General features: G+C 50.8%; 24 protein-coding genes. 15 read left to right on the top strand and 9 right to left on the bottom strand.

What is annotated here, in order from left to right; genetic code table 11:
• Position 1 precedes the first annotated feature (1 nt).
• Genes BCV73_RS14945 through BCV73_RS14930 form a run of 4 tightly spaced genes read left to right on the top strand, consistent with a single transcriptional unit; the run spans position 2 to position 4209 of the window.
• A complete protein-coding gene (locus BCV73_RS14945; RefSeq protein WP_089547729.1) occupies positions 2–1855 on the top strand; it encodes a cache domain-containing sensor histidine kinase in 1854 nt (617 codons plus the stop codon).
• Positions 1848–2654, top strand: coding sequence for a response regulator transcription factor (locus tag BCV73_RS14940; protein WP_179232003.1), 807 nt, complete (start codon positions 1848–1850; stop codon positions 2652–2654). The genes BCV73_RS14945 and BCV73_RS14940 overlap by 8 nt, the downstream gene beginning before the upstream one ends.
• A gap of 21 nt (positions 2655–2675) precedes the next feature.
• Positions 2676–3029 (top strand): hypothetical protein, encoded by a 354-nt coding sequence (locus tag BCV73_RS14935; RefSeq protein WP_143811869.1) that lies wholly within the window; start codon positions 2676–2678, stop codon positions 3027–3029.
• Complete coding sequence (locus BCV73_RS14930) at positions 3007–4209, top strand: macrolide family glycosyltransferase (RefSeq protein WP_089547726.1); 1203 nt, start codon at positions 3007–3009, stop codon at positions 4207–4209. The genes BCV73_RS14935 and BCV73_RS14930 overlap by 23 nt, the downstream gene beginning before the upstream one ends.
• Positions 4210–4280: 71 nt before the next feature.
• Here the strand turns inward: BCV73_RS14930 and BCV73_RS14925 are convergent, their stop codons facing one another.
• The 9 genes from BCV73_RS14925 to BCV73_RS14885 form a co-directional block, all read right to left on the bottom strand.
• A complete protein-coding gene (locus BCV73_RS14925; protein WP_089547725.1) occupies positions 4281–5057 on the bottom strand; it encodes a glycerophosphodiester phosphodiesterase in 777 nt (258 codons plus the stop codon).
• Positions 5054–6070 carry a CehA/McbA family metallohydrolase gene (locus BCV73_RS14920; RefSeq protein ID WP_089547724.1) on the bottom strand — a complete coding sequence of 339 codons (1017 nt, stop codon included), beginning with the start codon at positions 6068–6070 and terminating at the stop codon, positions 5054–5056. Before BCV73_RS14920 ends, BCV73_RS14925 begins: the two co-directional genes overlap by 4 nt.
• Positions 6067–6537, bottom strand: coding sequence for a hypothetical protein (locus BCV73_RS14915; RefSeq protein WP_089547723.1), 471 nt, complete (start codon positions 6535–6537; stop codon positions 6067–6069). Before BCV73_RS14915 ends, BCV73_RS14920 begins: the two co-directional genes overlap by 4 nt.
• Positions 6534–7379 (bottom strand): ABC transporter permease, encoded by an 846-nt coding sequence (locus BCV73_RS14910; RefSeq protein ID WP_076164456.1) that lies wholly within the window; start codon positions 7377–7379, stop codon positions 6534–6536. Before BCV73_RS14910 ends, BCV73_RS14915 begins: the two co-directional genes overlap by 4 nt.
• A complete protein-coding gene (locus BCV73_RS14905; protein WP_089547722.1) occupies positions 7376–8539 on the bottom strand; it encodes an extracellular solute-binding protein in 1164 nt (387 codons plus the stop codon). The genes BCV73_RS14910 and BCV73_RS14905 overlap by 4 nt, the downstream gene beginning before the upstream one ends.
• Before the next feature lie 51 nt (positions 8540–8590).
• Positions 8591–9616 carry an ABC transporter ATP-binding protein gene (locus tag BCV73_RS14900; protein WP_076164460.1) on the bottom strand — a complete coding sequence of 342 codons (1026 nt, stop codon included), beginning with the start codon at positions 9614–9616 and terminating at the stop codon, positions 8591–8593.
• 33 nt (positions 9617–9649) lie between these two features.
• The gene (locus BCV73_RS14895) at positions 9650–10474 is read right to left on the bottom strand and encodes an ABC transporter permease (RefSeq protein WP_089547721.1); all 825 of its coding nucleotides are present in this window, start codon (positions 10472–10474) and stop codon (positions 9650–9652) included.
• 34 nt (positions 10475–10508) lie between these two features.
• Positions 10509–11513 carry a LacI family DNA-binding transcriptional regulator gene (locus BCV73_RS14890; RefSeq protein WP_089547720.1) on the bottom strand — a complete coding sequence of 335 codons (1005 nt, stop codon included), beginning with the start codon at positions 11511–11513 and terminating at the stop codon, positions 10509–10511.
• Between the two features lie 624 nt (positions 11514–12137).
• Entirely contained in the window at positions 12138–12488 is a 351-nt protein-coding gene (locus BCV73_RS14885; protein ID WP_089547719.1) for a helix-turn-helix domain-containing protein, read from the bottom strand.
• A gap of 134 nt (positions 12489–12622) precedes the next feature.
• Between BCV73_RS14885 and BCV73_RS14880 the strand changes: the two genes are divergently transcribed.
• From BCV73_RS14880 to BCV73_RS14830, 11 genes are all read left to right on the top strand, one after another.
• On the top strand, positions 12623–13261 hold the full coding sequence (locus BCV73_RS14880; RefSeq protein ID WP_089547718.1) for a nitroreductase family protein: 639 nt from the start codon (positions 12623–12625) through the stop codon (positions 13259–13261).
• A gap of 126 nt (positions 13262–13387) precedes the next feature.
• Positions 13388–13762, top strand: a complete 375-nt coding sequence (locus BCV73_RS14875) for a winged helix-turn-helix transcriptional regulator (RefSeq protein ID WP_076164472.1) — start codon at positions 13388–13390, stop codon at positions 13760–13762.
• A gap of 72 nt (positions 13763–13834) precedes the next feature.
• Complete coding sequence (locus BCV73_RS14870; protein ID WP_089547717.1) at positions 13835–14383, top strand: cysteine hydrolase family protein; 549 nt, start codon at positions 13835–13837, stop codon at positions 14381–14383.
• A 346-nt stretch (positions 14384–14729) separates the two neighbouring features.
• Positions 14730–15368, top strand: coding sequence for a glycoside hydrolase family 11 protein (locus BCV73_RS14865; RefSeq protein WP_076164478.1), 639 nt, complete (start codon positions 14730–14732; stop codon positions 15366–15368).
• A 158-nt stretch (positions 15369–15526) separates the two neighbouring features.
• The gene (locus BCV73_RS14860) at positions 15527–16369 is read left to right on the top strand and encodes a formylglycine-generating enzyme family protein (protein WP_089547716.1); all 843 of its coding nucleotides are present in this window, start codon (positions 15527–15529) and stop codon (positions 16367–16369) included.
• A 168-nt stretch (positions 16370–16537) separates the two neighbouring features.
• Positions 16538–17404: a phosphosulfolactate synthase gene (comA, locus tag BCV73_RS14855; RefSeq protein WP_089547715.1), complete on the top strand. Its 867-nt coding sequence runs from the start codon at positions 16538–16540 to the stop codon at positions 17402–17404.
• A 212-nt stretch (positions 17405–17616) separates the two neighbouring features.
• The gene (locus tag BCV73_RS14850; protein ID WP_089547714.1) at positions 17617–18597 is read left to right on the top strand and encodes an aldo/keto reductase; all 981 of its coding nucleotides are present in this window, start codon (positions 17617–17619) and stop codon (positions 18595–18597) included.
• A 165-nt stretch (positions 18598–18762) separates the two neighbouring features.
• Positions 18763–21018, top strand: coding sequence for an ATP-binding cassette domain-containing protein (locus tag BCV73_RS14845; RefSeq protein ID WP_089547713.1), 2256 nt, complete (start codon positions 18763–18765; stop codon positions 21016–21018).
• Between the two features lie 74 nt (positions 21019–21092).
• Complete coding sequence (locus tag BCV73_RS14840) at positions 21093–21977, top strand: YwqG family protein (protein WP_256992866.1); 885 nt, start codon at positions 21093–21095, stop codon at positions 21975–21977.
• Between the two features lie 204 nt (positions 21978–22181).
• Positions 22182–22478, top strand: coding sequence for a putative quinol monooxygenase (locus BCV73_RS14835; protein WP_089547711.1), 297 nt, complete (start codon positions 22182–22184; stop codon positions 22476–22478).
• A 166-nt stretch (positions 22479–22644) separates the two neighbouring features.
• On the top strand, positions 22645–23616 hold the full coding sequence (locus BCV73_RS14830; RefSeq protein WP_089547710.1) for a helix-turn-helix transcriptional regulator: 972 nt from the start codon (positions 22645–22647) through the stop codon (positions 23614–23616).

Genomic DNA, 23616 nt, shown 5'->3' with positions numbered 1-23616 from the left:
GATGGTCACGAATAAGCGCCACACCAGCTTGCTGGCCCGGATCAGTCTGCCGGTCTTTGCGCTGGTCGTGACGGTCATCGCCCTGTTCGCCGCTTCGGCAAGCTACATTCTCATCCGGGTGCAAAATGAACACACGCGTCAGATGGCGGAACAATCGATGAAGTTCGTGCACCGCAATCTGGAATATCAGCTGGACACGATGAACAATATGGCCGCGTTTCTGCTGTCCAACCAATCGATCGAAAATTTGCTCGAGACTGAGCATTCAGCGCCCTACGAAGCGGTCAACGACTTCTTCACCCTGCAGACGAATTTGCAAAATCTGTCTCTCTTATCACTGCTGAATGATGCCCATTCCGGCAGTATCGTTCAACAGACATATGTCGTCGCCGTCGCGTTGGAGCCGGAGAGCGGCCTGTATACCCTCGCGACCGACCACTTCGACCCGGTGACCGGCATTTACAAATCCACCGACCTGCAGAACGAGAGCTGGTATCGTGATCTGATCTCCGGAGGGCGTCGCAACGTCTGGTGGGGACAGAAGGCCGGACGCTCGGGGACAGCGATGATCTATTCGGCGACCAAGAAAATTAGCACCAAGGACGGCCGCGTGATCGGCACCTTCATGATCGGGGCGGATACCGGAAGCATCCGGAGCCTGTTCGAGAACGCTGCACTGACATCAGGCTTTCACCTTTTGGTGGATGAAGAAGGCCGCGTCATTTACAGCGAACGGTATGCATTTCTTGAACCGGCCGGCGGGCTTCCGTTCGTTCGATCGGCCAACTGCGATGGAAGCTCGGCCGACGCGAAAGTCGAAGGGACGGTGCACCGTGTCACGTGCGTAAAAATGGACAATGGCTGGAAGCTTTTGACCGCCGTTCCAAAGAGCCACTTCGGAAGATACACGTTAGCCATCTCGGCGATCGGCGCTTTGGCTGCGATGGCAGCCGTACTGATCGCGGGACTGTGGCTGCGGCGTATCGTCATACGGGTAACCGTTCCGATTACCCGGCTCGTTAACGCTGTTCAGCGTCCCGAAGTGCTTGCATTCCGTGAGCCGCTGCCTAAATTGAAGTCAGGCATCCACGAAGTCGAGACGCTGAACGAGAAATTCGCGTCCATGCTGGTTACGCTTCACGGTCTGATCGAGAAGAGCTTTGAGGAGGAGATTGAGCGCCGCCAGCTTCAGTTGGAACTGCTGAATGCCCAGATCAACCCTCATTTTCTATACAATACACTCGACCTGATCAATTGCCGTGCCATTTTGGCCGGAGACCGGGAGACGAGCGCGATCGTGCGTTCGCTGGCCAATGTGTTCCGATTCGGTTTGAACCGGGGCCGAACGTGGATCTCCTTGGACAATGAGATCAAGCAAGTAGAAGCCTATTTACACATCCAGCAAATGATGCACGACGATCTGCTCGCCGAGTCTCATATCGCTTCCGACCTGCAGGACATCGTCATTCCTCACTTTATTCTGCAGCCGCTTGCGGAGAATGCCATCGTTCACGGCTTTGCCGGGCGAACGGACGATTGCCGTATCGCGATTACCGCCTACGAGGAAGGGAATACGCTTATTCTGCGTGTCGAAGACAACGGAAAGGGCTGCAACGTAGAGGAGCGCAACCGTATGCTGCGGGAGCAAGAGGCGGGGGAACGCAGTTTAACCTCGGACTCGTCTGCCGAGAACGGTTATGGAACGCTGAACGTGCATCGGCGGATACAACTGCACTGCGGGCCAGGCTTTGGGCTGCGCTACGTGCCCGTGGACGAAGGAACTTGCGTTGAAGTTGTACTCCCGCTGCGTTCCCATGTTCAAATCGATCCTGAGGAGGAACCGCCTGATGTATAAACTGCTGATCGCCGAGGACGTCAAACTCGTCCGGGAGACGCTGTCACACTCCATCGACTGGGAGCGGCTCGGCATTGAACTCGTCGGAGCCGCCAAGAACGGAGAGGAAGCGCTCGAATGGCTGAAGCGCGATCCTCCGGATCTGCTGCTTACCGATATCGGCATGCCGAAGGGGAATGGCCTGGAGCTGATTGAGGCGTTCCGGGCCAGCAAGCCGGACACGAGGTGCATCATCCTGTCGGGGCTGAACGAATTCGAGTACGCGCGGCAGGCGATCAAGCTGCAGGTGCAGGAATACATCATGAAGCCGATCGATCCGGAGGAGATCGAGCGGGTATTCGCCAGAATCGTGGCGGAGCTGCACAAGGAGCGGGAGGAACAGCGTGGTGTCGAGCTTATTGAACAAAGGCTTCGGGATCGCCTGCCCAATTTGGCCCAGACATTGCCAATGGCTGAGTGGACCGGCAGCATCAAGAAGAAGAAGCTCGTCGAACAAGCGATCCAGACCATTCGTGAAAATTATTCGCGGAAGGATCTGTCGCTTTGGGACGTTGCAAGTGGGGTTGGCCTTAGCGAGAAGTATGTAAACGCGCTGGTCAAGGAAGTGACCGGCATGACGATCAACCATTGGATCGTCAAACTGCGTATGGAAGAGGCGGCCCGGCTGCTGAAGGATCCCGCAAATCGGATTTACGAGGTGTGTGACCGGATCGGTTATGTTGACCAGGACCATTTTCGCGAAACGTTTAAGAAGCAGTTTGGACTGACCCCTACAGACTATCGAAACAACTACATATAAAGGAGCGAAGAGGGAATGCAAATGGAGCAAACGGACCTGAAGGCTGCGGCGGACCGCGTCTACCGCTATCTGATGTTCAGCAATCCGGAGAGCTGGGGCGGACACGAATGGGCTGAATGGGCGATGGACCGGAATCGCTGGGATTGGCCAGGGGCTCGTTCTGCTGCTGTTTGTGGAGAAGCTGCGGATGATCGCTTAAGCATGACGATGTCGCTGGATGGATACATTAATGACGCGAATAGGCGAAATCTGGTTGACTTGCAGAGCATCCCCAAGAAGACGAGGCTTGTTGAAACAGACCAGCCTACTGACATAAGGTTTACCATTGTAATACAAGAAAGGAGTATTGAATATGGCACGCGTTCTATTTATTAATGCCGGATCAGAGGGGCATATCAATCCGACGATTGGCGTTGTACAGGAGCTGACCTCGCGCGGGGAAGAGGTTGTGTACTTTTGCATCGAAGCTTATAGGGAGAGGTTGGAGAAAGCGGGAGCGGTCGTACGGACAATTGACGACCAGAAATTTATCAAAGCCTTTATCTCCGGCGGAAGAAACTATTTGCTGGAAAGGGTCAACGGTCTCTTGCTGACGGCTGATGTCGTGATCCCCAGCGTTCTTGAACAGATCCAGGGAGAGCATTTTGACTATATCATCCATGACTCCATGTTCGGCTGCGGACGTCTGCTGGCGGAGATCCTTAAACTTCCTGCCATCAGCTCTTGCAGTACTTTTGCAGAGTCCAAACCATCTTTCGACCATACGATGGAACAATTTTTCAACGATGTCCCTGAAGAAATCACTAAACCGATCAACGATAAGTATCAAAGCCTGACGGCCATGATCCAGCAAAAATACGGCGTCGAGATCCATTCTCCTTACGAGGCGTTTTGTAACCCTGCATCACTTACGATTGTCTATACAGCAAGAAAGTTCCAGCCGGGAGGGGAAACATTCGATACGTCGTATAAATTTGTGGGCCCATCCATCACTTCGCGGTCCATGGAAGATGACTTTGACCTTTCTGAAATCCAGGGGAAAAGCCCGATCTACATTTCACTGGGCACCGTCATGAACCAGGCGCTGGATTTCTATAAGCTTTGTTTTGAAGCATTTGGAAATTCCCATCATACGATTGTCATGTCGATCGGGAGTAAGACCCCGATATCCGATTTAGGAGACATCCCGGATCATTTCATCGTCAAAAGTTATGTTCCGCAAACGGAAGTGCTGCAGCACGCCCAGCTATTTATTACACACGGCGGGATGAACAGTGCCCATGAAGGCCTTTACTTCGGGGTACCGCTCATTGTCCTCCCGCTCAGCGCGGATCAGCCGGTCATCGCGGGGCAAGTCGCCCGGACCGGTGCGGGCATGACCTTAGACATGCAGAGCTTGACGGCCCATCAGCTGCGGGAAGCGGCAGACCTGGTATTGAGCCGAGGTTCTTTCAAGGAAGCAGCCGCAAGGATGGGCGAATCCTTTCGCAAATCTGGTGGTTACCGGCAAGCGGTCGATGATATTTTCGAATTTAGAGATCGGCATTCGGACTAAGGCGAAAGATCTCCGTTTATCCGCTGCGGATGGAGCGGCAAAATATGATCGTAAAGCAAAAGGTCCCGGAATTATTCCGGGACCTTTGTTGTTTCCGTGGTCAGACTTCTCTTGAGCCGGACCAAAGCATCGACGTTCCGCGTCGTAATGGAGGCGATTCCCATACTTGCGAACCGCTCCATCAATGTCTCCTCATTGACGGTCCAGACGAAAACCGGGAGCGAGCGGGCTGCAGCCTGTTCCAACAGTTCCTCCCTGACCAGCTGGTACGGAACATTGAGGCCGATACAAGCTGCGGCAGCTGCATCCTCACAGGTACGACGGACTGCATCCGTATACTCTTGGGTTAGAAAAAGCTCCATGTCGACATTGAGCAGCTTTCTAAGCTCCGGATGCGTTTGCTGTACAAGCATGGCCCGGTCGGGTCCGCAGCCTGTCAGCAAGACTTGGTCCGCCATCTTGTAGTGATAAATGAGCGCCGCAGCCGCTTCGACGCTGTCATCGGTTTTGAGATCCAGATTCGCGGTGATACCGGCAGCCTGGACCCTGGCCAGCATCTCATCCAGCCTTGCGATCGTCATCGTCCCGGATTTGCCGGCGTAGTCTACGCTGAGAACCAGCTCCTGCAGTTCTGCCATACTCATTTTCGAAATATGAATGAGCCTGCCGTCCTCCGTCCGCCATTCATCGTCATGGGCAAGCACGGCGATCCCGTCCCTGGTGACTCGGACGTCTTCTTCAATAATGTCCGCACCAAGCCGGATGCCGGTCTCGATCGAGGATAGCGTATTATCGAGCGTACCCATACAGCCGCTGTGAGCCGTGATCAGTGGAAATGGTGCTGTCATTGCGCGGTTTCACCTCCCGGTTCATCAAAATAAATGGGGTTGGTAAAGGCAATCATCGTGCGGACCCCGCGGATTGTTCCCCACAGCTCCGCACGCACCCACCGCAATCCTTCGCGTGAAAGCGTCACATTGCAGCCCTTGCTATCTGCAGCATAGGGGAGTTCCGATACCATACCAAGATTGCTGTGAAAGCGCAAGGTATAGATTTGTTCCGGCAGCTCCCAATGCTCTTTCCGTGCCTCGAAATCGGCAGCTGCCTGCAGTTCGATCGTGTGATCCGGCGAAGTTCCTTCTGGGACGGCATCCCCTATGCCGTAAAGTTGGCCGCCGAAATGGACGCCAAGATCGAGCCGCGGACCAAGGGTGACGGAGGCCCTTCCAGCGGAAAGGGCAGCGACCGCCTTATCGGTGATCGAGCCACCATGCTCTTCCATAAGCAGATACGTGACGGACAGCGGTTCATCCGTCTGTTCCTGGCGGTGCCAATCCCGGCCGGAAGTCGCCGCGATCCGGAAGCCTTCGTTCAGCTTGTCGGTCCAGAGGCGAAATGCGCGGGCGTTGTTATTTTTCAGCGGGGCAAAGGTCGTGGACCACACTTCGATATAATCAAGGTCATTCCAGTCGCGGAGCTCGAATTCCCAATAGCAGCCAGTGCACATGGGACTGCCGGGGCGAAAAGGGTGGGCCATGCCGGCGATACCGCCTTGCTCGTGCACTCGGGCGAGTCCAGCGTGAATGTCACCAGGACCTACCGGACGCCAATCGATATAGTCCTTCACGCCAAGCGTCACCATATGTCCGAAAAAGGTGGTCCATTCCATGCCTTGAATGATGTTCATGCCCGTCTGCTGCTCAACCGTCTCTTTATTCCATAAGCCGGACATCGTGTTGTGATCCGTCAGGGCGATGCAGTCAAATCCAAGAGCTTTTGCTCCGGCAGCCAATTCTTCCAGGCTCTGACTTCCGTCACTATGGAAGGTATGGGTATGAAGTTCACAAGCCATCCAGTTCATCCGTGATCCTCCTCATGCCAGATTTGCAGCGAGTAACGGCAGTCGTCCGTCACGATGGCATGCAGGCTCAGGGTAACTGTCCACATGCCGGCCTGCAGCGCCCCTTTGCTCAGACCTGGAGACGATTCAAGCCTGGAAATAAACAGATACTGCTCCGGATCATGGCGGTGGGCGGCCCCGCGGTGGCCGGAAGGATCGTCAACGGACAGCGTGATCAAATTTTTGAGCGGAAGGTGGGACTGCCATTTGGACTTGGCCTGTTCCCCGAGTTCATCTTCAACATATCGATCAAGGCCCTGCTCAATCAGCATTTTCGCCTTGGCGCCATCCTCTAGATTTTTCGGATTATAGGAAAAGTCGATTTTCATCCGCCCTCCGGTTTTGGCCAGAAAAAAACGGTAAGCGATATGCGTCTTGGAGCACTCCGGCGTTACAGCTCCCTGTACGTTAACGAGTAAAGTATTCATGATGAACGCACGCTTTCTTCTTTGATCATGGAGCGGATATAGAAATATCCGACAAAAGAGCAAAGCAGGAAGGTAAAGAAAGCTGTGGCCGCCGCCAGCTGGCGGTCTTGAAACACACTGAAAATTTGCTCCATAGACACGCCCAGCATTTGCGGCGCATTGGGTCCAATCAGAAAGGGAGCGGTGAAGGAACCGATCACACCCATAAATACAAAGGTAAGGGCGACGAGCAGCGTCTTGAACGTCAGCGGCAGAATAAGCCGGAAAAAGATTCTCATCCGTCCGGCCCCCACATCCTTTGCGCTTTCAATGACCGCATCGGGTACCCCCGACAAGGCTGAGCCGAGCAGCATCGTCGTAAACGGAATATTAAACCAAAGATTCGCGAGAATGATGCCCTTCATGTCAAATATAATCCTTGGAAAGCTGTCCGTACCCAGATGGTACAGGATCCTTGCCATCCAGCCATGGTTGCCGAGAAGCTGAATCAGGCCGTACGTCGCAATGACCGATGGGATAAAGATCGGTATCATGTAGGTGCGCCGGATCCACCGTACCGCAAAGCCGTTATTGAACCGCATATACACAGCCAGCGAATAGCTGATAAGCAAAACCAGGATGGAGGAAACAATGGTAATTTCCAAGGTGAAAATAATGTTGGAGCGCATCAATTTGTCCGTGAACAAATAGGTGTAATTGGATAAATCATACCCACCGTTATCATTCTTCAAGCTTTCGCGGAGTGAACTAATGATCGGGATGACGACAATCAGCACCAGCACGAGAAAGGAAGGAAGGACCATGGAAATGCCCAGGATCCCTCTTTTGAATGATTTACTCATTGTGCAGCCACTTCGCTTTGCCAGCGTTTGTTAATGTCTTTGTCCAGATCGCCAATATTGAACGAACGGAATCCTTCGGAAGCACCTTTAAAGGAATCCTGAACCTCCTGAGACATGTTCGTCAGCTTGATGCCCGGGAAGCCGTGCATTTTATCGACGACGACATTCTGGGCTTCAGGCGACAGCACAAAATCAAGGAATTTGTACACAGCGTCTTTCTTCTCGGATAACTTCGGTACCATCAAGTAAGTCGGACCGCCGTTAAATCCAGGTGTGATTTGCGTAATTTTTGTCGTTTCCGGGAGCTGTCCTTTGTCCAGCTGATCCAGCACCATGTCAGACCAGGCCGGAATCATGTCGACTTCGCCGCTCGTCAGCAGATCAAGCGTGCCTTGGTTTTTCTTCGGATAGATGCCCTTGCCGTACATGTATTTGCCCAGATCCTTCAAGAGAGAGAACCCTTGATCCCATTGGCTTTCAATGCTGGGATCCGTGTTGTGAATCGCGTCTTCGGGCAAAAATTTATAGATGCTGGTCGTGACGAAGGAGCTTCCTGCACCGCCTGTCGACGGATCGTTGTAGGCAAACCGCTCCGGATGGCTGCGGATCCACTCATACACTTCGTCCAGCGTTTTCGGCACATCCTTGACGGTTTCGCTGTTATAGGCAAGGACAACCGCCGAGGAGCGATAAGGGATCGCGAGGTTAGACACATCGTTCAGCGTGTTTTGGTCCACGTTGTTCAAATTCGGAATATGGTCCGTGCTTAAATTGTCCCATAAATCGTCCTTTTGCCCTTTGGTCACCACGCCGAGGCCATCTTCAAAGAGGTCAATATCACCCGAGCCTTTGCCGGATTGCTTCGCGGCAAGGATGCGGTCATAGGTCGGCTGCGCTCCGGTACCCGACGGCACGTAGACGGCTTTAACCTTGATGTCGGGATTCTTTTCTTCGAACATCGGAATCAAATTTTTCCACAAATCGTCCACGTTCTGCGATCCGGAATAATAAAACGAAAATTCGACCTGTTTGCTTGACGTACCTGTACCTTCAGCAGCCGAACTCGCGCCGCTGTCCTTACTGCTGCCGCAGCCGGACAGCAGGGAGGCCGCAAGGACAAAGGAAGTAACAAATGCAAATGCCGATTTCTTATTCAACATGGAAGTAAACCCTCCTATAAGTTTGTAAAGTTGGTTGATTCCAATTACGCCTTACGGATACGCGATAACCTTCGCAAACTGAACGGAAACGGACTGCCCGTTAGACAGTTCATTGATTTGATCGCGCGCCTGGAAGGCGCGGATGGTGCCATAACCTTGTACATCGACGGAAACTTCGGCATAATGCCCGAGGATCATGATTTGCTTGACTGTGCCCGGCAGACCGCTGCCGCCGGCCTGATCCAGAATTATATCTTCCGGCCTTACAGCAACCGTGACATTGCCCGAAAGACGGGAGGGGTTCGGGAAGCGGATAGAACCAACTGTAATTTGATCTGCGTCAATCACCCCCTTTACGAAGTTCATTTTCCCGATGAACTGGGCCACATAGAGCGACTTCGGCGCATCGTAGATCTCCTGGGGGGAGGCAATTTGTTCAATGTTGCCGTGATTCATAACGACAATCCGGTCCGAAATCGATAATGCCTCTTCCTGATCGTGGGTGACAAAAACCATGGTCAGGCCGGTATTGGCCTGGATTTCCCGCAGTTCTTCGCGCATCTCGTGCCGAAGCTTCGCATCCAGTGCCGAGAAAGGCTCATCGAGCAGCAGGACGGCGGGATTCAGCAGGAGCGACCTGGCAACGGCAATCCGCTGCTGCTGGCCTCCGGACAGCTGTGCTGGGAATTTGCTGCCGGCTCCCGGAAGACGAACCAGTTCCAGCACGTCCTGAATCGCTTTTTCCCTGTCCTTCTTTTTGATTTTGCGGATTTTCAGGCCAAACGCGAGGTTATCATGGACCGACATATGCGGCCACAAATTGTAGCCTTGAAATACCATGGAGGTTGGCCGTTTCTCCGGCGGAACCTTGACCACGCTCTTTCCTTCGATCAAGATGTCTCCCGAGTCCGGCTCCAGAAAACCGCCGATGCTGCGCAGCACCGTGGTCTTTCCGCATCCGGAAGGCCCGAGCAGGGTGATCAACTCTCCTTTCTGCACGTCCAGCGAGATATCCGATACGCCATCGCCGGTTTTATAGCGTTTGGACAGGTTTTGAATCGATAACTGAATGTTCATAGGGACCTCCTTAATACATCTATCGCTATCTATTTATTTGATCTGGAAACCGCTCGCAAGCACGTCCGCACTGACGAAACGCTGGGCAGCCACCAGCAGAATAATGGAAGGCGCTGTTAAAATGATGGAGAACACCGCGCCGGCATACGCCGGGTAATCGCTGATGATCGAATACATGACGATCGGCATTGTTTTGAAATCGGGAATACCGACCAGGAAGGTGCCCTGTGCTTCATCGAGGGAATTCAAAAAAGTAAAGATCGAAGCCACCAGAATCCCGGGCAGGGCCATCGGCAGCGTAATGCTGCGGAACACGCGGAACGGGCTGGCGCCGACGTCTCTCGCAGATTCTTCCTGCGCCGTATGAACGTTCCGGAACGCGGAAGTCGGGATCCAGGTCATGAACATCAGCACATTAATAATGTGGATCAGGATGACTCCAGCCAGCGTGTTCATCAGACCAAACTTATAGAACAGCACGGCGATCGACACGTACAGGCCCATTTTGGGGAAAGCATGGGTAAGGAGGAAGGAGAACAGGAAAAACCGGCTTAACGGAAAACGGATCCGGGCAAATGCGTACGCTGCCGGGATGCAGAGCACGATCGATATGCCCGTCACCAGTGCTGCGATCACAAAGGATAGCCCGATGGATTTGGCGATGTCCTGCTGCTGAAAGACGAAGGTCCACCATTTGAGCGACCAAACGGAGGGAAGCAGATCGGGATAATTCCATTTGCCTGTGAAGGCCAGAATCGCCAAATTGAGCAGCGGCCCCATAAAAAAGATGACAAACACGACAAGTGCAACAAATTCAAAGATTTTCTTTGGTCCGATGGCTTTTAAATACCAGCGCATGGATCAATCTCCTTTCGATTTTACTTATATGGATTTAAGTAGATTGACGAATAATCAGTTCGGGCACCAGCTCAATGTCCAGCTCGTTAACCGGCTGCTGATCAATCAGCTTGTCCAGGAGGGTGCAGGCGGTTCTGCCCATCGCTTCCGTGTCCACCTTGATGGTCGTTAGGGAAGGGGTATAAATGGAGGCGACGTCGATGCCATCAAAACCGATAACAGCCACTTGGTCGGGAATGCGGACCGATTGCTCAATCAGAAATTTCATCGCACCGAGCGCAATCATGTCATTCGTCGCAAAGAGGGCCGTATAGCCTCCTGACTTGAAATCAGGCCAATGCTGCCGCATCATTTCGTATCCTTGCTCAAAGGTGGATGCCTGCGGGTAGGCGAGCGATGACGGATCGAGAGGAGATCCAATTCCATTCAAATAATCGCGAAAGCCGTGCAGCCTTAAATAATGGCTCCGGTGGGTCTGCGGTCCGGCCAACACGAAGATTCGCCTGTGCCCTAGACCAGTCAAATATTCGGCTGCCATCATGCCTCCGTCCTGATCCCGGTTAACGACATGTACCACATTGTCGACATCGGTAGATCCGTTCACCATGACGTAAGGAATGCCGAAGTTGTGAATATAATCGATCACATTTTGCTGCAGCCGGCTGATCAGAATGAGTCCGTCTACGCGTTTCTCCAGCATAAAATCGGCGGATCGAAGGGACATCTCATGATCTGTCGTCACAAAGACGGAATAGTTCATGCGGGCCGCGGTCGCCAGAATGGCATCCACAATTTTGCCGTAAAACGGGTGGGAGGCAATCGGGTATTCCCTGCGGTAAATCAGGACTCCGATGTTGTGCGTCCGCTGGGATACCATGGCCCTGGCTACCGCGTTCGGCTTATATTGCAGTTCTTCAATGACTTTAAGCACCGCGTCCCTTGTTTCCGGGTGGATATAACCTTTTCCCGAAATGACTCTGGATACGGTTGACTTGGACACCCCGGCTAACTGGGCAATTTCCCGGATCGTATGACTCATGTCTAACCCCGCTTTCTGAATGTGAGACCGTTCCCACATCCCAAGATTAACTCGTGAATGTAAGCCGCGTATGAAACGAATTGGCGATCATTATAAAAGCCAATCTCGATGAAAGCCTTTTAATAATCCATATTTAGGGAAAATGACATTAGAACCGCTTCGTTAAGCTTTACATCCGGAAGGAGCAGCATCGTGCCCGGAACGCTTCAAGGCCCAATACATGAATGCTTAAGCTCATTTCGGTTCGATCCAGAACGAGAGGAGTTGGCTAAACGTTGATTTTGTAAAATGTCGAATTGTAAAACATTCGTAAAATGGATTTCTGATGTCGTGGAACCCATTCGATCGAACCAAAACTGTCGAAATCGGACCATTCAAAGAGAAGCCAAGGGCTTCCCTTCTATGAATGTTTAGACCAGGTTCGCATTTGAGATGGTGAAATGAAAGTGATATGAAAGGGGGAGTTTACTCTTTGAAAATAAGCATGCCGGGTAAGAGGGAGAATGAAGGAACTGCAGCAGGTAAGGGTAGATGAAGACGGGTTGTATAATGCTGCGAAAAGAGAAAGGGGAAGCATCTAAATCTATCGGAACTCGTTGCGGTAGGAGGCGACTTAATGGTTTGTTACCAGGTGCAGTCCTGAGCCGACTGCAGGGAGTCTTGAAGAAAGTGTTTTGCGTCGTCCAATTTTTTCTGTAATTGTTCAATTTCATTCATTTTCTCTTTGATGATGTCCAACTGTTGCTCTCGCGCAAGTTCTTTTCGGGAAAGGATATCCTTAATCTCATGAATCGAAAAGCCGGCTGAGAGTAATGATTTTAGACTTAACACGAATGGGATTATTTGTTCGTCATAGGCCCGGTAATTATTTTCATCTCTTACCAAGTAGGTCTCCGGGATAATCCCCTTTTTTTCATAGTATCGGAGGGTTGAAATCGGCAAATCCACCATTTTGGAAACGTCGCTAATCTTCATCGAAATCACGCCTAATCCTTTCTTGCTATGAACTATAGTTCATAGTTTATGCTTTCCTCATGATAACTTAATGAATTTCAAAGGGTCAAATGAGTTATCAGAATAGACATCAGAAAAAGAGGAGAGGTATCCATATGACCACTACGATGAATAACAACGATTTTACCCATATTATGAAAGAGAGACGTTCGATTCGTGCCTATGACCCCGCTTTTAAAATATCCAGAGAAGAGCTTAAAGAGATCATTGAAGAAGCTGCCACAGCTCCATCTTCAGCAAATTTGCAGCCTTGGCGCATCGTCGTCGTTGAAAGCGAAGAAGGGAAAAATACGCTGCGGCCTTTGATCCGCTTCAATACCCAGCAAAATGACACATCTTCTGCCATGCTGCTGATCTTTGGGGACATGAAATCTTATGAGTATGCGGAAGAGATTTTCAATGCGGCGGTGGAACAGGGGAAAATGCCGCCGGAAGTCCGGGACCGGCAATTGGAAAGCATTCTTACGATCTATCCTACGCTCCCTAAAGAAGTTGTTAATGATATTGTAAAAGTGGATAGTGGATTGCTGGCCATGCAGCTCATGCTCACCGCCAGAGCTCATGGTTATGATACCAATCCCATCGGTGGATTTGAGACGGATCAAATCGCAGCTGCTTTCGAATTAGATCCGGAAAGATATACTCCGGTACTCATTCTTGCCATCGGTAAAGCGGAAGAAGAAGGGTATGAGTCCGTTCGTTTGAGCGCTGATAAGATCACCTTTTGGAAATAAGCAGTTTATGTTTTGCCGTAAAATAAACAAAGGCCTGGGTTACGAATCCAGGTCTTTGTTTGTTATTATGAAGAAGAACGAATGAAGATCTGACCCAGACAGAGAACATGGATGGAGGTGAATTTCATGATGATTCGGGAGCAGTGCACCTGCCCATTAGAGGTTGTCCATGACATCATCAAAGGGAAATGGAAAACGATGATCATTTATCAATTGAAAGACGGAAATACGTCCCTGGCCCAACTGGAACGGGATATTGACCAGATCACCCAAAAGATGCTGCTGCAGCATCTTAAAGAACTGATTTCCAGCGGGATCGTGGATAAAATCAAAACGGAAGGGTACCCGCTGCATGTAGAATATTTTCTGACGGAGCGGGGAAGAAGGCTGTTGGATGCGGTACTCATTATGCAGGAGATCGGAATTGATTATATGGTGGAACGGGGACAGACGGAGCTTCTGGACCGCAAAGGCATCCCATACCCACAAAAAAGTGGGTAATTCACCATTCATGATACCGATATTATAATGCGGTAAGAAACTACTCTTATAAATTAAAGGAGACCATGACCCATGAATACCGCATTCATAATGGTAGACATTCAGAAGGATTATTTTAAAGGAGGCCGAAACGAGTTATTCCGTGCTGAAGAGGCACTAACCCATGCGCAGGAAGCTTTAACTCTGTTCCGGGGCAAGAAGTTACCGATCGTTCATATTCAGTGTATTCTTCTCGATGACAACGCCACATTTTTTCTTCCCGGTACGGAAGGGATTCAACCGCATGAAGGCATTTTACCCGAGCCTGGCGAAAAAGTGATCATCAAGCATACGCCGGACAGCTTTTTCCAAACGGAATTACAGCAGCATCTTGAATCGCTGAATGTAACCCGGTTAGTCATTTGCGGCATGATGAGCCACATTTGTATCGATTCTACGGTAAGAACCGCAAACCGTCTGGGATATGAAGTTCTCGTGCTTGATGATGCCTGCACAACCAGAGATTTACTCTGGGATGGTACCGCGATTCCTGCACAAACCGTTCATCATACGTTTATGGCATCCTTGGACGGCACTTTTGCTCAAGTGATCCCAACCAGCAGTCTCTACGAGCGGATCTAAGCTTCATACATAGACTTTAATTAGTCGACACGTACAATAGATTCAAGGGGTTACCAAAAATATTCTCTATTAACGTACTCATGGTCCAAAAGCTTGAAAAAGCGTGGTCCATGGGTATTTTTAGTGCCTATTTTTCCAAGATGGTCCGTCGGTTTCTAAAAATTGTAAGAAAATCTATATATCATGTTTAATTTGTGAAGTGTTATGTAACCGCTATCATTTTATAATTTTCACAGAAAGGAGGAAAGGAAAAAGAGAAGGACTAGCCATGTAAAGCGCAGCAGAGCCAAGAGAATTCAATGGCAGACGGTTGTAAGGTGCAAAAATAAACATGAGGAGGCAGTTTATGTTGAAACGGAGCAAAAAATGGTTAACGGTCGTTCTTGCAGCTTCCATGAGTCTTGGGTTATTTGCAGCTACCTCAAATGCAGCCACGACGGACTATTGGCAAAATTGGACCGATGGCGGGGGCACGGTGAATGCCGTCAACGGATCCGGCGGAAATTACAGCGTGACCTGGCAAAATTCCGGGAACTTCGTTGTCGGCAAGGGCTGGAATACCGGATCGCCTAACCGGACGATTAACTATAATGCCGGCGTCTGGGCGCCGTCCGGAAATGGATATTTGACGCTCTATGGATGGACGAGAAATTCCCTCATTGAATATTACGTCGTGGACAGCTGGGGAACTTACCGGCCAACCGGAACCTACAAAGGAACGGTGACGAGTGACGGGGGCACCTATGATATTTATACGACCATGCGGTATAACGCGCCATCCATTGACGGCACACAAACCTTCCAGCAGTTCTGGAGTGTCCGGCAATCGAAAAGAGCGACCGGGGTCAATTCTTCCATCACGTTCAGCAATCACGTCAACGCATGGAAGAACGCAGGCATGAATTTAGGCAGCAGCTGGGCTTATCAGGTATTGGCAACGGAGGGATACCAGAGCAGCGGTAGCTCTAACGTAACCGTGTGGTAATCAGCATGAAGCTGCTTTTCATAAGTTATACACTTTAATCAATCCAGACATGTTGAAGGCCGTTTGCCATCAGACGAACGGTCTTCGACGTTGACGGATACCGGCATCGGTCCGCCGCGGTCTGTCTTTTTCCTATTCGTCCTAAAGGAGAAATCCCTATGAGAAAGCTATGGGTTTGTATTTTACTAGCAGCTATGTTTTTGGCCAGCGCTTGTTCACAAGAAGAAACGGGCAAGCAGGAAGATATGGTGTACGTTAAAGGCGGGACTTTTAAGAGCAGTGGCTCCAACTATACTGAAACAAGCATGACCCTTTCAGACTTTTATATCGGCAAATACGAGGTTACACAAGCGGAGTGGGCCAACGTCATGGGTGGCAACCCCTCAGCATTCAAAGGCGATCAGCTGCCGGTAGAGATGGTAAGCTGGTATGACGCCGTGGAGTATTGCAACAAAAGAAGTATCCAGGAGGGCTTAAAACCGTTTTACAACATAGACAAGGATCGTAAAGATCCGAACAACATAAACGAAAACGATCAAATAAAATGGACCGTAACGGTCAATCAAGGCGCGAACGGTTACCGGCTGCCTACAGAAGCAGAGTGGGAATATGCCGCAAGCGGAGGTCTGGAGGGCAAAGGTTTCAAATACAGCGGAAGCAATAAAGCCGAGGATGTCGCATGGTATTGGAGAAACGCCGGGGATAAATATTTATCAGGGGATTGGAACTGGCCGGTCATTGAGAGCAATCATAACCGGACAAAATCGGTCGGTACCCGGAAATCCAACGAGCTGGGTCTTTACGATATGTCCGGCAATGTAAGGGAATGGTGCTGGGACTGGTATGGCGACGGCACGGTTCGTCAAGGCGGTTCCTTCCGGGTTGTGAAGGGGGGCGGCTGGATCGGGGATATCAGCAACACTGAAGTTTCATTTCGAGGGAAATTCGATCCCAACGGGTACGGACCCGATCAGGGTTTTCGTGTCGTCCGCGGGAAATAGGAGGGAAAGCCCTCTTTTTTTTGTTGAGGAGCCAACCGCCTAATTCTCCGAAGCATTCGTCATGGAATAGATCACTCGGACCTGGGCACGTGTCATGCGTCCCCCGCATATGATATGCATGTCATGGGATTCAAACGACAAACCAAAAAGAATTGAGGGAGATCCAACATGAACAACTCCATGCGTGCGGTGTGGCCCAGGGAGTTACGTGACCCGAGCGGGACCCGCTTCGATTCCGACAAGGAAAAGAAAGATGCAGCCGTCTCTCGGGATCCGGACCGGGGATTGACGATGGTCATTGATAAAGGCCTCGGCAGAAATACGTTCGCAGATGTGATCGAAACCGCCTCACCTTACATCGACTGCATCAAATTTGGATTTGGAACGGCACCGCTGTATAGGACGGATATGCTTCTGTATAAAATCGACCTTGCCAAACAGCACGGCATATCCGTAATGACAGGCGGCACTTTGCTGGAAATTGCCGTTCAGCAGGATATCGTGCCTGCGTTCTTTGATACGGTGTGCAATCTTGGTTTTAATGCGCTCGAAGTATCCGACGGTACGATTGAACTGTCCCGCCAAAAACGCACGGAGCTGATCCAGGAAGGAAAGAAGCGCGGACTGCGGGTCTTTTCCGAATTTGGAAAGAAGCTGTCCGGTTCCTTGATTGATGCCGCTATTCTTGCAGATACTGTGGAATTGGATCTGGCTGCAGGCGCCGAATATGTAACGGTCGAAGCCCGCGAGTCGGGAGTCAGTGTCGGCATTTTCGATAAACACGGGGAATGCAGGGAAGATGTGGTGGACGACATCCTCAAATTCGTTCCGGATCACCGGACACTGATTTGGGAGGCGCCCCTTAAAAACCAACAGGCCATGCTCCTGCGCAAATTCGGATCCAATGTTCACCTGGGAAATATCGCTCCGACCGAAGTCATGGCTCTCGAGACACTCCGGCGCGGACTTCGCCAAGACACGTTTGAGTTCGGCCTCAAGGAGAAAACGCCGGATGAATTTTGTTATATGATTTAAAAATGACTGCGGCCGCGTAAATCGCGGCTTGTTTTTTTGTGAGGACATCTCTAAATCCTATAAAGACCATAAAAAATAATGAACAATCTCGACAAATCCGTTCAGTATGAAACAAATCCCGTACATTTAACAATTGCATGTTCGTTCATGGGAATTATAATGGAAGTCGACGATGAGCGCTTACATAACAATCCGAAACGGAGGCCTGATTTATGGATTACATGAAGCTTGGTAATACGGGGATGGATGTCTCGCGGATATGCCTTGGTTGTATGAGCTTCGGCGAAGTGCAGCCGGGAGGGCATCAATGGGTGCTTGATGAGGAGCAAAGCCGCCTGATCATTAAAAGGGCGCTGGAGCTCGGGATCAACTTTTTTGATACAGCGAATGTCTATTCCGGGGGAACCAGCGAAGAGATCACTGGACGCGCATTAAAGGATTATGCGAATCGGGACGAGATTGTCCTCGCTACAAAGGTCTGGGGGCGGATGCATCCAGGCCCCAACGGTGGGGGGCTCTCCCGGAAGGCGATCATGAGCGAAATCGATAAAAGCCTGAAAAGACTAGGCACCGACTATGTAGATCTTTACATTATCCACCGCTGGGATTACAACACGCCGATTGAAGAAACGATGGAAGCCCTGCATGATGTAGTGAAGGCCGGAAAGGCAAGATATATTGGTGCTTCCGCCATGTATGCGTGGCAGTTTCAAAAGGCGCTGTATACGGCAGAGAAACATGGCTGGACGCGCTTTGTCTCCATGCAAAATCACCTGAACCTCATTTATCGCGAAGAGGAACGGGAGATGATGCCGCTGTGCAAGGATCAAAAAATAGCGGTGACCCCTTACAGTCCATTAGCATCGGGAAGGCTGATCCGCGATTGGTCGGAAACGACGCATAGATCGGAGACCGATCGAGTCCAAAAATCCAAGTACGATGCGACGGCGGATGTAGACCGGCTGGTCGTAGAGCGAGTAGCCTCGATTGCAGAGAAACGCGGTGTACCCCGTATCCATATCGCGCTAGCCTGGCTGCTGCAAAAGGAATCGGTAGCTGCTCCAATCATAGGGGCGACGAGAATCGGCCAGGTTGAAGATGCTGTAGGTGCACTATCCGTTAAATTATCTCCGGAAGAGATTGCATTTCTGGAAGAACCGTATGTTCCGCATCCGGTCGTTGGAGCGCAGTAAAAAACGAAAAGGCAGCTCACTTGCTGAGCTGTCTTTTTTGTGGATCAGCAATTTATTCCATTTAATACGACTCCTTTTGCACGATTCATAGACTTTCTTTGGGCAATGAATGGTACAATACGAATGGAATAAATAGAAATGATCACGAACGGAAGGATGTTAGCCATGAGCGAATCGAATCAGGAATATATCGTCATCTCGGCTGCGAGGGAAAACAATCTCAAAAACGTTTCCCTGCAAATACCCAAACGGAAAATTTCGATCTTCACCGGGGTATCCGGATCAGGCAAGTCATCGATCGTTTTCGATACGATTGCCGCAGAATCTACGCGATTGTTGAATGAGAATTTCAGCATGTTTGTACGGACGTTCCTGCCCAAATATCCGCAGCCGGATGCGGATGCGATCGAAAACCTGAGCATGGCTGTCATAGTCGATCAGAAGCGGCTGGGCGGAGGTTCCCACTCCACAATGGGAACCATTACCGATATTTCACCCATACTCCGGCTGCTTTTCTCCAGAGTGGGTCAGCCTTATGTCGGAGGAGCGAACATGTTCTCGTTTAACGATCCGCAAGGCATGTGTCCCGAATGTAACGGAATTGGCCGCAGCCTCGGCGTCGACATGAGCAAAGCGGTGGATATGTCCAAGTCGCTCCGGGAAGGGGCCATTATGCTGCCGGGATATACAGTGGACGGATGGGAATGGAACATGCTCATCCAGTCGGGTTCCTTTGATCCGGATAAGAAGCTCAGCGACTATTCGGATGAAGACTTGGATCTGCTGCTGTATGGCAAGGCAAGGAAAGTGAAAATGGATTTCGCCGGTAAGGCAACCAATATTACTGTCGAAGGCGTCATTGAGAAGTTCACCAACAAATACATCAAACAGGACGTGAAAACGAAGTCCGAGCGCACGCAGCAGACCGTTGCTCCGTTCATGACCGAGGGGCCCTGCTCCAGCTGTCACGGCGCAAGGCTTAGTCAAGCGGCGCTGGGCTGCAAAATTAATGGACACAACATTGCGGAGCTGTCTTCCATGGAAGTCGGGCATCTCATTCGCGTAATTCGCGAGATTGACGATGCCGCGGCGGCGCCGATGGTCAAGTCGCTGACGGAACGGCTGCAGCATCTGGTGGATATCGGCCTTGATTATTTGACGCTGGACCGTGAGACAGATACCTTATCCGGCGGAGAGTCGCAGCGCGTCAAAATGGTGAAGCACTTGAGCGGGAGCTTGGTAGATGTCACTTATATTTTCGATGAGCCCAGTGTCGGACTCCATCCTCGCGATGTGCACCGGTTAAATGAGCTGCTTCAGAAGCTGCGCGACAAAGGCAACACGGTGCTGGTGGTTGAGCATGATCCCGATGTCATCAAAGTAGCGGATCATATCGTCGACGTCGGACCCCATGCCGGCAGCCGCGGAGGAACCATCGTCTATGAAGGAAGCTACCCCGGTCTGTTGGAATCCGGCACATTGACGGGAACTCATATGAAGCGTCAGCTCCAGCTCAAGCAAGATTGCAGGCATCCATCCGGCAAGCTGTCCATCCGGAATGCCAATCTGCATAACTTGAAGAACGTAAATGTCGATATACCAACCGGGGTTCTGAACGTTATAACCGGCGTCGCCGGCTCTGGGAAAAGTACCCTTATTAACGACGTATTCCTCAGTCAGCATCCGGACGCCATCGTCATCGACCAATCGGCAATCGGCGTGTCGACACGCTCAAACCCTGCGACCTATACGGGCATACTGGACGATGTTCGCAAGGCATTTGCTTCCGCGAACAAGGTGAGTCCAAGCTTATTCAGCTTTAACTCCAAGGGGGCCTGCGAGAATTGCCAAGGGCTGGGCGTCGTGTACTTGGATCTATCATTCTTCGAAAGCGTGAAGCTGCCATGCGAAGTCTGCGGAGGGAAACGGTTCAAGGAAGAAGTGCTCGAATACAAGCTGAATGGCAAGTCCATAGCCGAAGTGCTGGAGATGACGGTCGAGCAGGCTTTGGAATTTTTCCAGATCAAAGAGGTCGTCCGCAAGCTCCAGGCCATGAGTGACGTGGGACTGAACTACATCACCCTCGGCCAGCCGCTCAGCACGCTCTCTGGCGGGGAATGCCAGCGTATCAAACTGGCTAGCGAGCTGCACAAGAAAGGCAGCATCTACGTGATGGACGAGCCGACGACCGGCCTGCATATGTCGGATATCGGCCACCTGCTTGGGATCATGAACCGCCTGGTGGATACCGGAAATACGGTGATCGTCATTGAGCATAACCTTGAAGTGATCAGCCAAGCGGACTGGATCATCGATATGGGACCGGACGGAGGCAGCAAGGGCGGACAGGTGGTGTTCGAAGGCACGCCGCAAGAGATTATCCATGCGGAGCAGTCGATCACGGGAAAATACTTGAGGTAACCATCCAATAAACAAACGACGGCTTGATTATAAGGTATTCAAATCACATCACAGCAATGGGGAGGTGGCAATCGGTGTTAAGTGAGAACAACGAAAATAAACTAAAGCGGGTCATCCATGAACAGCAATTCGGGCATGCATTGGATTATCTAATGGAGACCGTTCGCCAAGGCATTCGTTTGAGCAAAAGTAGGGTAGAAGATTACAAGGCAGCCGGATGTTCCAGGATCGGTGGTGATCCGGATCTCCCGGCTGATGTGGAATGGCCTGTGGATTCAAAGGGAACTCCCATGACGTTCCTTGCCCAGCTTAGGCTGCGTGAGCTGATGGGTTATGACGAAGCTTCCCGACTTCCGGCAAACGGCGCGCTTTATTTTTTCATTGGAATCGATGAACCGGCCTATGACATTGAGCATAAAGTGCTCTATTTGCAGGAGGAGCAGCTTCAAGCAGCGCAGCGGCGGCATGCACCGGAAGTGACGGCACTCGAAGATGCATTTACGGGTTATCAGGTGTCGGCAAGGTCCACTCTGGAGCCGCCTAATTACGGTTATGTGGATTACGAACAGGTGGAAGACGATGAGCATGATTACGAGCATTACGAGGAGCTTTGCTTCGAGCTGACCGGATACAGCTCTATTGACCTGGCGACGATGTTCGGCTATCCCGGAACCCAGCATGGCGATTGCGAATACGAAGCGGCACTGAAGCTGTTGACCGGCGAAAAATACAACTATTCCGAAACGGAGGCGCTGAAGCAGATCACCCGGCACCTGAACGGTGACCCGGATCGGGCGCAGCAGGAAATCAGGGATACCCTGTTGCTGTTGGCACTAGATTCGGACGATGATGTAGGTTTTTGCTGGTGGGATGCCGGCGAACTGCAGTTTTTCATCCGGAAGGAAGATTTGCTGGCCGGCAATTTTGATCGTACATACTGTTCCCTTTATTCGAGTTAGGGGGCAGCGGTTCGAGTAGAATAAAGCATAGAAATTCGAAAGAAATGACCAAATCCTGCCTGCAGAAGGCTGCGCAAGTCGATGCCTAAAGATTTTAACGATTGGGAAATAGCAAATTTAGAGGATATGCTTACCCGATTGCAGTAATAATATAAGCCAATACTGAATAGGCACTATAAAACATCAAGGAAGGAAGTACACATCATGATCATCGTTCATGCCAAACTTGAGATCTTGCCGGAGCAAGAGGAACGCTTTTTGAAGGAAGCCGAAAGCCTGCTTGCTGCTACCAGAGCGGAAGAGGGGAATATCAGCTATGAATTATTCAAATCCGTGGAGCACGAGCACTATTATACAATGGTGGAGATTTGGAAGGATTTTGGAGCCGTTCAGGCGCACAACAGCAGCGACCATTTCCAGGCATTCGTACAGACGGCCAAAACGCTACTGGCTTCTCCAATGGAGTTGAAAGTTTTTCAGGGCGAGCCTGTGCAGGCTTAACGAAAGCGAAGTGAATCAATCCCTAACCTCCCCAATGTGGAGGTTGGGGATTTTTTGTTATCTGTTAAAATGTCATTCAGCGGCAATCCCTTACAAAGAGACTTCCTCCGCACTCATTTCAACGGTATACTTTTGGGAGAATACGGTTTGGAAGGAGTACCTCATCTTGGCAAAATGGGATAATATGCTGTCCATCCTTTGGATGCTTAAATCCAGAAAAAAGCTGACCGCCGCGCAAATAGCGGATCAATTGGAGATCAGCGTTCGGACGGTTTACCGCTATATCGATGCATTAAGCGCCAGTGGCGTTCCGATTGTTGCTGATTCAGGGCATGACGGAGGGTTCTATATATTGGAGACCTTCAGGGAAACGCCTTTATTTTTTCGGTCGGTAGAACTCAAGGCGATCGTAGACGCATCGAAGTTTGCGAAGGGGGTCGGGTATCCGTATACGGATGAACTCGAGCACGCCCTGGAAAAAATCGAACACAGTTTGAATGAAGAACAAATGCTGGATCTACAGCGTCTGACGAGCGGCTTCAGTGTAATCTCTTCCGCGTCCCATCCGGGTATTGTTCCTATGCTCCGACAGTTGGAACAGGCCATTTTGGATGGACAGACGCTTCTCATCGCTTACCGTAAAGAAAACTCCGATTCGGCCAAAGAGCGGAGTATCGATCCCTATGGGTTGACCTTACGCAGAAACGAATGGTATCTTATCGCATTCTGCCACCAATCTTCCGAAATTCGGACTTTCCGTGTGGACCGGGTCGAGAGTGTGTTCCGGACGGAATCCTTTTTCACCATGCCGGAGAACTTCTCCACAGAGGACTATTTCCGCGAACAATCGCACAAGGAGCGAGAAGCGGAAGGACCGATGGTGTTAATCCGAATTGAAGGAGATACGAGGAGTCTGGATGCGATATGCAGCCACTGGCATATGCATCACTATTTGACGGAACGTACCGACGCCGAAGCGCGGTTCCTCATCGACACCCCAACGATTGACAAATATCTTCCGAGATATCTGCTTACCTTTGGAACAAGCATCCGGGTGTTGGAGCCGATCGCGTTGAAAAATCAAATCAAAGCAATGGCCAGGCAAATCGCCGAACTGTATGCGGATGATGAAAATTGA

The sequence above is a fragment of the Paenibacillus sp. SSG-1 genome, from assembly GCF_002224835.1.
GTDB lineage: Bacteria > Bacillota > Bacilli > Paenibacillales > Paenibacillaceae > Paenibacillus_AQ > Paenibacillus_AQ favisporus.
This window is presented reverse-complemented; position numbering and strand designations above follow the sequence as displayed.